At 57.4% G+C, this 10,118-nt stretch carries 9 protein-coding genes and 1 pseudogene; 8 read left to right on the plus strand and 2 right to left on the minus strand.

Going from position 1 to position 10,118, the window contains the following annotated elements:
- Positions 1-364: 364 nt before the first annotated feature.
- Positions 365-985, minus strand: a complete 621-nt coding sequence (locus tag HK28_RS10450; protein WP_086644522.1) for a TetR/AcrR family transcriptional regulator — start codon at positions 983-985, stop codon at positions 365-367.
- Positions 986-1,100: 115 nt separating this feature from the next.
- On the opposite strand from HK28_RS10450, the gene HK28_RS10455 reads away from it, so the two are divergent.
- From HK28_RS10455 to HK28_RS10490, 8 genes are all read left to right on the plus strand, one after another.
- Positions 1,101-1,643: an OsmC family protein gene (locus HK28_RS10455; RefSeq protein ID WP_086644523.1), complete on the plus strand. Its 543-nt coding sequence runs from the start codon at positions 1,101-1,103 to the stop codon at positions 1,641-1,643.
- 7 nt (positions 1,644-1,650) lie between these two features.
- Positions 1,651-2,808: an acyl-CoA dehydrogenase family protein gene (locus tag HK28_RS10460; RefSeq protein ID WP_233140487.1), complete on the plus strand. Its 1,158-nt coding sequence runs from the start codon at positions 1,651-1,653 to the stop codon at positions 2,806-2,808.
- On the plus strand, positions 2,805-4,151 hold the full coding sequence (locus HK28_RS10465) for an FAD-dependent oxidoreductase (RefSeq protein WP_086644525.1): 1,347 nt from the start codon (positions 2,805-2,807) through the stop codon (positions 4,149-4,151). The genes HK28_RS10460 and HK28_RS10465 overlap by 4 nt, the downstream gene beginning before the upstream one ends.
- A gap of 4 nt (positions 4,152-4,155) precedes the next feature.
- On the plus strand, positions 4,156-5,454 hold the full coding sequence (locus tag HK28_RS10470) for a CmpA/NrtA family ABC transporter substrate-binding protein (RefSeq protein ID WP_233140488.1): 1,299 nt from the start codon (positions 4,156-4,158) through the stop codon (positions 5,452-5,454).
- Complete coding sequence (locus HK28_RS10475) at positions 5,454-6,311, plus strand: ABC transporter permease (RefSeq protein WP_086644527.1); 858 nt, start codon at positions 5,454-5,456, stop codon at positions 6,309-6,311. Before HK28_RS10470 ends, HK28_RS10475 begins: the two co-directional genes overlap by 1 nt.
- Positions 6,301-7,104, plus strand: coding sequence for an ABC transporter ATP-binding protein (locus tag HK28_RS10480; protein ID WP_086644528.1), 804 nt, complete (start codon positions 6,301-6,303; stop codon positions 7,102-7,104). The genes HK28_RS10475 and HK28_RS10480 overlap by 11 nt, the downstream gene beginning before the upstream one ends.
- Before the next feature lie 77 nt (positions 7,105-7,181).
- Positions 7,182-7,571, plus strand: coding sequence for a cyanase (cynS, locus tag HK28_RS10485; protein ID WP_233140489.1), 390 nt, complete (start codon positions 7,182-7,184; stop codon positions 7,569-7,571).
- Positions 7,572-7,736: 165 nt separating this feature from the next.
- Entirely contained in the window at positions 7,737-9,446 is a 1,710-nt protein-coding gene (locus tag HK28_RS10490; protein ID WP_233140490.1) for an alginate export family protein, read from the plus strand.
- A gap of 385 nt (positions 9,447-9,831) precedes the next feature.
- Here HK28_RS10490 and HK28_RS14340 read toward each other — a convergent pair.
- A pseudogene (locus HK28_RS14340) lies at positions 9,832-10,118 on the minus strand (hypothetical protein); the annotation flags it as partial.

Consider the following 10,118-nt stretch of genomic DNA (forward strand, 5'->3'; position numbering starts at 1 on the left):
CACAACCTCTCGCTCAATTCAATACATTAATAGGTCCTGAACCTAGTTCGACACCGATTAGATAGACGTTTTTGATAACACCCTATCCCAAATTCTCTACACATGATAAACACTTTCAGTGTCCAGTCGAGTGTACAAATAAGCAATAACCTGCATCTACCAAAACACAACCAAAGTCCGCACCTGCAGGACAGAGGCAATAAATCTCATCGTGAGCCATTTATGGTTTTACTCAAGAGCCCAATGATCCAATCACTGTTCGTCATTCATGGCCACTACAAATTCTATTTGATAAATCATTCATAGCATAGGTGAAGAAACCCTACTCCAAACTCTTCGCCAGATAGGATTTTTTTACAAAATTTTACTTCATATCAAGAAGAGATTTGCAGATATCCTTTGCCTCAAGGGCAACATGCGCATTGCGGCTGACCAGCGCCTTGACAATACAACCATCAATAATGGTGGTTAGCATGGACGCAATGCGCCCAGGTGCCGCAAACCCCGCCTCCACGCACAATTGGGTCAGGTAGGCATCCATTTCCTGTTTATGTTTTTTAAAAATACGTGTGATTTCCACCGACTGATCATCAAACTCTATGGCGGCCTTCATGACCAGGCAGCCAAAATAGTCCTTGCGCTCGAACCAGACGAACAACGCATCAAAAATGCACAGAAGCCGCCCATAACATGGATCTGGCTCATGCGCGTTGACCGAGGCAAAAAACCACTCCCGCCACTGCTCGGCTTCCTTTTCCAGCGCGGCGGAAACCAGCCCCTCCTTGGTGGCGAAGCGGTTGTACAATGTCATTTTTGAAACCCCGGCCCGCGAGATGATTTTCTCTATTCCGGTATTTCTGATGCCATTGCGGCAGAACAGCCAGATGGCGGCTGTAATCAGCGCCTCCCCTGCGTCCCTGACCACCTCGTCTGGGTTGGCATCCGGTGCGTAGGTCGGGTGGAGTATGTGGGCAGGTTCGGTCATGGCGGTGTTTTACCATAAAGTTATTTTGTTGACGAGATAGACAGACCGGTATACCCATAATTAACGATTCCAAATGATATTACAATATAAAATAGTTGTTTATGGAGTTCCTTCTATGTCCGATGCCGCCACCGTTACCACCTACCTCCGCCCGATTGACCGGGATGGTCTTCTCAAATTTGCTGAAAAGGGTAAGGCAAACCCTAATGGCCATGGCACCAACAAAGTACATACCATTACCGATGGCCAGTACCGGACCCTGAGCTACGTGGAAGGGCACACCCCTGTTGTTGTGGATGAACCCCTCCACCTGTTCGGGCAGAACACGGCCCCCGCACCAGGCGAAATTGTGCTGTCCGCTCTTGGGGGGTGCCTTGCCGTGGGCATTACCGCCGTGGCCACCTACCGGCAGGTCAGGCTGAGCAAACTGGAACTCTGGCTGGAAGGAGATATCGGCAATACTGCTGCGTGGGGGGCCGGTGGAGCCGACCGCCAGCCGCAGGACATGGGGTTCAAGCAGGTGCGGGTCCGCGTTAACGTGGAAGGTGACGCCCCGCGCGAGGTGCTGAACCAGATTGTGGAACATGCCAATTATTTCTCGCCGGTTGCCAATACCCTGCGCAATCCCGTGCCCCTGACTGTCACCCTGACGGACTGATTGCATCATGCTGCCACACCCCTCCCATACGGTGTCCGACCTCCCGCCAGAAGCCGCGTCCACGACCGGGAACACCAGTTGCGAAGGGTTGTCGGGTAGGATCGAACAGATTGCCCGGACCCGTCTGGGCAGCCTTGCCAGCACCATAGATCAGGACGGTTATTACCCGCTGGACGTGCTGGAAGAACTGGCGCAGGCGGGGCTGTTTTCCCCCCTTGCCAACAGGGACGCCCCCGATCTGGTACAGGCCATGCGCGGGGTTGCTGCGGTTTCGCGCTGGTGCGGCTCTACCGGTTTTCTGGTCTGGTGCCACATGGCGTGCGCCCTCTATCTGGCCGCTGCCCCCGATGCCAGCCTGAATACGGACCTGTTGGTCCAACACCTCAAGGGCGCGCGTTTTGGTGGCACTGCACTTTCCAACCCCATCAAGGCGCAGGCCGGAATAGAAAAAATGGCCCTGAACGCAACCCGTGTTTCTGGGGGGTATCTGGTCGATGGCACCTTGCCGTGGGTCAGCCATATTGCACCGGGCCAGTATTGCGGTGCCGTTGCCAGTCTGGGAGACGCCCGAACGGAGCAGGTGCTGTTCCTGCTCCGGTTGGACAGACCGGAACTCCTGTTCAAATGCCCGCATTTTTCAGGCATGGAGGGCACCAGCACCTGGGGCATACGCCTACAGGCCCATTTTGTGCCCGAGCAGGATGTTATTGCCGCCCCCGCAGCGCCACTGCTGCAAAAAATCAAAGCCCCTTTCCTGCTTTTGCAATGCGGCATGGCGGCAGGCATCATTCAGGGTGCCATTGACAGTATGCACGAGGTCGAAGGCGTGCTGGGCCACGTCAACCAGTACCTGCACGACCGCCCCGACACACTGGCTGCTGAACTAAAAACCCTTGAAGAGCGCGTTATACTTCTTGCCCGCAGCCCGGCCCCGCAGGAGCGGGACTACCTGCTGGACCTTCTGGACATACGCGCCCACGGGGCGGAACTGGCCCTGCGCGCAACCCAGTCCGCACTGCTGCATCAGGGCGCGCGCGGCTACCTGAGCAGCGCCGCACCGCAAAGGCGGGTGCACGAAGCCCAGTTTGTGGCCATTGTCACGCCCGCCATCAAACACCTGCGCTATGAAATGGCCCGTCTTGCCCAGGAGGAGGTGCCCGTATGAACGCATCTGCTCCCGACACCTCCGTAACACTCTATATCTGCAAAGTCTGCGGCTGGATCTATGATGAAAGCAAAGGTGATCCCGATAGCGGCCTGCCGCCGGGCACACGCTTTGAAGATATTCCCGATGACTGGTACTGCCCCCTGTGCGGGGTGGGCAAGGCGGATTTTGAACCCCTGCCCTCCCCCACCTCTACCGTAATCCCGCCGGGGCAGACCCTCTGGCCCGCCAGCCGGAACCATACCGGGGTGGCACGCTCTGGTATTGTTATTGTCGGCGGAGGTACGGCAGGCTGGAGTGTGGCCCGCAGGCTACGCGCGCTGGACCCGCAGGTGCCCATTACGCTGGTTGCGGCCTGCACAGCGGATGTTTACGCCAAACCCGAGTTATCCCTGGCACTCTCCCGCGGGCTGGAAGCCACGGATCTGCAACAGGAGAGCGGGCAGGACGCAGCGCAACGCCTGCATATCCGCCTGATGCCACAAACCGTTGCGGTGGGCATAGACCCACAGGCGCAACGGCTGCGCACCACACGCGGCACCTTGCCCTACGACGCACTGATTCTGGCCCAGGGCGCACGGCCTGTTGAGCTGCCCGCCTTCCCCGCGTCTCTGGTCTGGCGGATCAACACGCTGGCCGCATGGGCGGCCCTGCGGACGCGGATCGGGCAGGACACACGCAGGATTATTCTTGTCGGGGCCGGGCTTGTCGGGTGCGAACTGGCCGAAGATGCCGCACGGGCAGGCCACCACGTAACCTTGGTGCATCAAGGGCCATACCCGCTTGGCTCCGTGCTGCCTGCACAGGCCGGGGCAAGGCTGCAACAGCAGTTGCGCAGCTGCGGCGTAACTCTTTTGCCCAATGCCACAGTATCCGCCGTTACGCGGGCGAAGCAGGGTGTTGCCGTCCAGCTTGACGCAGGACAGACGTTGAGCGCCGACTGCGTGATTGCCGCCATTGGCCTGCAAACCGACCTCAGACTGGCGCATATGGCCGGGTTACGGACAGATTGCGGCATTACCGTGGACCAGCACACGCTGCAAACCAGCAACCCCGCCATTTACGCCCTTGGCGACTGCATCAGTCTGAACGTGCAACCCTGCCGCTATATTGGCCCCATTGCCGCACAGGCCGATGCCATTGCCCATGCCGTTCTGGGTCTGCCCCACGGGGGCTACCAGCACAGCCCGCCTGCCATACGCCTGAAAAACCGCAGCCTGCCGCTGGAACTACGCGGCCAGCCCGACCCTGCGGCAATCTGGCACACCGTACACAACACACCGGAACGGCTGGTCATGCAGCAACGCCGCGGCGCCACCGTTACCGCAACTCTGGAGGTCTGATGATATGACAAAACATTTTCTTTCGGGCTTACACATGCCCCGCACCTCCACACTGACATGCCATACGGCGACCCCGGCCACATTCTGCCCGTGCGGCGGCACGCATGGCCTGTCCCTATCACGCAGGGGGCTGCTGGGCGGCTCCCTTGCCGCAGCGCTGACTGGCGCCGTAGGCCCTGCTTTTGCCGCCACTTCCTCTGACGCGCCTTCTGGCGTAGCCACAGGCACGCCCGAAAAAACAGCTCTCAAAATCGGCTTTGTTCCAATCAGTTGTGCAGCCCCACTGATCATGGCGCACGCCAAAGGGTTTTTCCATGATGAGGGGCTTACGGTAGAGCTGCAAAAAACCGCTGGATGGGCCCTTATCCGCGACAATCTGCTCAACGGTACTTTTGACGCCTCCCACCTGCTCTCTCCCATGCCGCTAGCCCTCTCTCTGGGGGCGGGACATGCACCCACGCCAGTGCGGGCCGTGACCATGCAGAACACCAACGGGCAAGCCATCGTACTTGCTCTCAAGCACCAGAACCGGCGGGACCCGCGAGACTGGAAAGGTATGACATTTGCCATTCCTTTTGAATTTTCCATGCATAATTTTCTGCTCCGGGCCTATCTGGCGCATTATGGTCTGAACCCTGATCAGGACGTAACCCTGCGCGTAACCGCACCACCAGAAATGGTCGCCAACCTGAAGGCCGGTAATATTGACGGCTTTATAGGTCCCGACCCCTTCAACCAGCGCGCAGTTACGGAACAGGCAGGATTCCTGCACATCCTTAGCTCCCAGATCTGGGACGGGCACCCATGCTGCGCTCTAGGCATGACGGAAAACTTTATCCACACGCACCCCAACACCTATAGTGCTGTGCAACGCGCCATGATCCGGGCTGCGGCCTATATGCAGCAGACCGAAAACCGGCAGGAAGCCGCGACCATTCTGGCCAGAGCCGAATACCTTAACCAACCCGAGATTGTCATCCGTCAGGGCCTGACCGGCCATTATGCCGATGGGCTGGGAGCCGTGCGCAATGTTCCGTCACGCCTAGGGTTCAACCCCTTTCCCTATTATTCGCCCGCCCTATGGATGATCGCGCAGATGAAACGCTGGGGCTACCTCAACACCCCCGTGGATGCGCGCAGGGTGGCTGAGGAGGTGTTCATGCTCAAAGATGTGCGCAGGCAGGCCGCAGCACTTGCCCTGCCGGACCTGACCCCACCTTACGCCAGCGATTACCCACCCATTCAGGTTCTGGGCACAGCGTTTGACCCGGCCACAACCTTTGCAGAGAACAGGACAAGGTGATGGGCGGCAGACAGGAAAAACTCAAAGCCTATCTGCTCAGTTTCGTACTGGCTGGAGGCGTGCTGCTGGCATGGCAGGTGCTCACCCTGCCTACCACACTCCCGGTAGAAGTCATACACGCCGATAATTCGGAATACGCGCGGCTCATGGGCACGGCATCCGCCGCCCCTGTCAGCCACGGTTTTCCCTCCCCCAGCCAGTTTGGCCATGATGCGTGGCAGCAACTCCGCGCACCGTTCCATAACAGCGGTCCCAATGACCGGGGGATTGGCTGGCAACTGGGCGCATCGCTGCTGCGGGTCTTTATTGGGTACGGGCTGGCCGTGGCCGTGGCCGTGCCGCTGGGTCTGCTTATGGGGCAGATGCCCCTGCTGGCGCGTGGGCTTAACCCGTTTATTCAGGTTCTGCGCCCGATCTCGCCACTGGCATGGATGCCCATAGCCCTTTACACCATACAGAATGCCGAAGGGTGCGGTATTTTTGTCATCTTTATCTGCGCACTCTGGCCTGTTCTGCTCAACACCTCCTTCGGAGTTGCCAGAGTGCGCCGGGAATGGCTGGACGTTGCCAGTACGCTGGAACTGGGCTGGGTGCAGCGCATGTGGCGGGTTATCCTGCCCGCAGCAGCACCGACCATTGTCACAGGGATGCGGGTCGGGCTGGGCATTGCCTGGCTGGCCATTGTTGCCGCCGAAATGCTGGTGGGCAGTTCCGGCATTGGCTATTTTGTCTGGAACCAGTGGAACAATCTGTCCATTTCCAATGTTATTCTGGCTGTGCTGCTGATCGGGATCACGGGTATGATTCTGGATACCGCATTCAGCGCCCTCCAGCGGAGTGTTGGCTATGCGGAATAACGCAACAGCGCTCATGGATGTGCAGCATCTGGAAAAACGCTATGGCGCCAGTGCCCCTGCCATTTTTTCCGATATTTCCTTCTCCATCAACCAAGGCGAATTTGTCTGCATGATCGGCCATTCAGGATGCGGCAAAAGCACCATCCTGAATATTCTGGCAGGGCTTGAGCGCCCGACAACCGGCCATGTCAGCATGAACAGGCACCACGTCACACGGCCTGGGCTGGAGCGGGGCGTTGTTTTTCAGGGCCACGCGCTCATGCCCTGGCTCACCGTTGCGCAGAATGTCGCACTGGCGGTGCGGGCGCGTTCTCCGGGTATGAACAAGGCGGATGTGCATCAGCAGGTGCTGCACTACCTCAACATGGTCAACCTGCATGACGCACAGCACAAGCGCCCGTCCGAGCTTTCTGGCGGAATGCGGCAGCGTGTAGGCATTGCCCGCGCCTTTTCCACCACACCAGATATGCTCCTGATGGACGAGCCTTTTGGCGCGCTGGACGCCCTGACCCGCGGCGTCATTCAGGACGAGCTGCTCCGGATCTGCGCAAAAACAGGCCAGGCCGTGTTCATGATCACACATGACGTGGATGAGGCCATTCTGCTTGCAGACCGGCTGATCCTCATGAGTAACGGCCCACAGGCCCATATTGCGGAAATTGTAGAAAACCCCCTTCCCCGCGACCGGGTCCGGACATCCATCCACCACCTGTCGGGCTTTTACGACCTTCGCAACCATCTGGTTGATTTTCTGGTGCGCCGTTCGGCAGGCACCCGGCAAACCAGCAACTAAAACAAGGGAACAGATCCATGTACGCATCACGCGCAGATGTTACACGCGCACTCGTGACAGCCCGGGTGGAATAAGAGGTGAGCTGGGCAGAAATTGCCGCCGTCGTCGGTCGCAGCAAAGAATGGACCACAGCCGCCTGTCTGGGCCAGATGGCGTTTGAACCGCACGAGGCACAGGCCCTTATTGCCCTGCTCGGGCTACAGGCCGCTGCGCAGCCATGGCTGTGTAGCATCCCCTCCAAAGGCACTTTGGAGGGCGGCGCACCATCCGATCCACTCATCTATCGGTGGTACAAAATTGTCAGTGTTTATGGTCCGGCCATAAAGGAACTCATCCACGAGGAGTTCGGGGACGGCATTATGAGCGCCATCGATTTTCGTATGCATATCGAGCGTGAGCCGGACCCGGCGGGTGACAGGGTCAATGTCCGGATTTCGGGCAAGTTCTTGCCGTACAAACCATTTTGAATAATCCCCCCATAGGGGAGCCGCGCATCCTTTAACTGCGCGACTGCACAAAAAGGCGTCTGCCCGCTCCACCCTGTTACGTTTTTTCAAACGTCACTGGGTGGAAACGGTCCCCCCATGCCTTGCGCGCAATCGCCACAGCACATCAGATTGTGGAGACAGAGCATGTCCACCTACCCAAGACAGGTCAAACGGGGGCGTTCCGCGCACCGTATCAGTATGATTTCCCTGCTGTTTCTGGGCGGCAATACCCTTGCCAGCGCCGAAACCCTTAAAAACCAGAACAGCCTGCCACGGGATGAGAAACCATCACTTGCCACCAAGGCAGAGGCGGCCCGGCCCCCACCAGCCAGCAGTAATGTTGCCACCACCCCCGCCTCAGAGGCCGCACGCCTGACAAAGCCGTCCATACCGCCAACCCGCCCCGGTAGTTGGGGGCTTTTTGGTGGGGGCGACGGGTCCGCAGCAGGTTTTGGCATTGTCGCCCCTTACGGGCAGGCACGCTGGACGGAAGACTGGAGCTATCTGGCCAGAACACCACCCCAGAAGCGCCAGCAGGACTGGTTCAACCGACTCAAATACATCCCGCTCAACAACAGTGGTTCCATCTGGCTCAGCCTGAGTGGCGAAAGCCGCCTGCGCTACATGTTCCAGAACCACCCCATGATGGGAACAGCCGGGGTCAGCAATTCCAGCATGGTTCTGCTGCGCAACCAGTATGCGGGCGACCTGCACCTGGGCTCGCATGTGCGGGTCTATGCCGAGCTGATCAATGCCGAGGCCGGGGGCAGCAATTCTTATGGCTATCAAGCGGGCACACAGCGTGAACGCCTTGACCTGCAACAGGGTTTTGTCGAACTCAAAGGCCAGATCCTTGGTGCCCATATGGGGGTTATGGGTGGACGGCAGCTTTTTCTGGATGCTCCGACAAGTATGCAGTCCATCCGCGACCTGCCAAACGTGCAGCAGACATGGGATGGTTTTCGGGGGTATGCAATCTGGAAGCGGTTCCGGGTTGACCTTTTTGACTTTATGCAGACCGATCGAAAGCCTGTTGGCATTTTCTCCGATGGCACCAATTATGGCGGCAGGCTTTATGGTGCATATACGTCCACGGCCCTCCCTGCTTTCCGCTTTTTCAACAGCCCATCCCAGCTTTACTTCGACGCCTTTTTTATTGGCTATCTCTACAATGGCACACTGGCCGCCATTCCCACGGCACAAACTGGCCAGCTTGCAGCCGGCTCCACACGACGTGACACGGAAGGTGGGAGACTATGGGGAAAACTGGGAGATTTTAACGTCAATCTGACCGGCATGTACCAAGGTGGGGAATTCCGCCCGGCCAAAAACGGCGCCATACGTCCGGTTCATGCTTTTGCCGTTAATGGTACCATTCTGTATAATCTGCCCCATCAGCCACGCCCTTTGGCCTTTGGCGTGCAGGCTGATGTGTTCTCGGGCGGGAACTACAACAGCAGCAAAGGTGCAGTTGGCACATTTGCAACACCTTATGTGCCACTGCCCTACTACAATGATGTGACAACCTCCCTGACCAGCCAGAATCTGGTGGGAGTTGGCCCTCTGGTACAGACCAAACCGCTGCCAACACTGCAACTGCGCCTGCACGTACCCTTTTTCTGGCGCGAAAGCACGCAGGATGCCCTGTACGGCATTGGCAAGGTCTATGCGCCACGCAATGGCCTGCACGGTGGGTATATTGGCACTATTCCCCAGTTTCAGGTCTCATGGAATTTTGTCCCGCACTGGGAATGGACACATGACATTGCTGGCGTCCTGACGTCCCACTCTGTGCAGCAGGCCGGATTGCAATCGGGCGTGTTTTACATGCAGACACTTCGGTTTATGTTTTAAGTCTTATGGCTGTCGTGCAAGCATGCGTCAAACACTCACAAAACAGACCGATCATTTTGATCATCGCTCCTAAAACCCACAAACCAAGGCCAAGAAGAGGTATAAAAATCGGACATTATTTATTGGATTATTCGCCTACTCCTGGGTGATATTTTCCAACTCTTAAATGAGCAGAACTTTGAAAATCGGCACGGGTTTAAACTGATTACTTTCCACTTCGTTCGAATCCGAATAGTCTGGGAGCGTCTCTAAGTTTATTGTGAGAGGAAGAACCGCGATCATGGTTAGCGATCGCGGTCGACGATTTCATCCGGCTTTACGGCACTCAAGCACCATGATGGTGCCCTGACAGCGCATATCAAACGCCAATCCGGCCGCAGCCCCGTTACAAGGTGCGCTGCGCGTTGAGAATGAGTTGATCGATAACGCCGATCAATTTATCCTGTTGCCTAGTATCAAGACCGGAGAGGATTGACGCTTCGATGCAAGCAGTCGCGGCACGAAGCGGTTCGAATATGTCTTTACCAATTTCCGTAACGTAGATCCGCTTCAAGCGCCTATCTCTTGCGTCTGCCACCCGTCTTACCAGTTTTTTCTTTTCAAGCGCATCGATAATCCTAACTAGGCTAGGTTCAGGACCTATTAATGTATTGAATTGAGCGAGAGGTTGTG

The sequence above is a fragment of the Acetobacter sp. DsW_063 genome (genome assembly GCF_002153745.1).
Classification (GTDB): Bacteria; Pseudomonadota; Alphaproteobacteria; order Acetobacterales; family Acetobacteraceae; genus Acetobacter.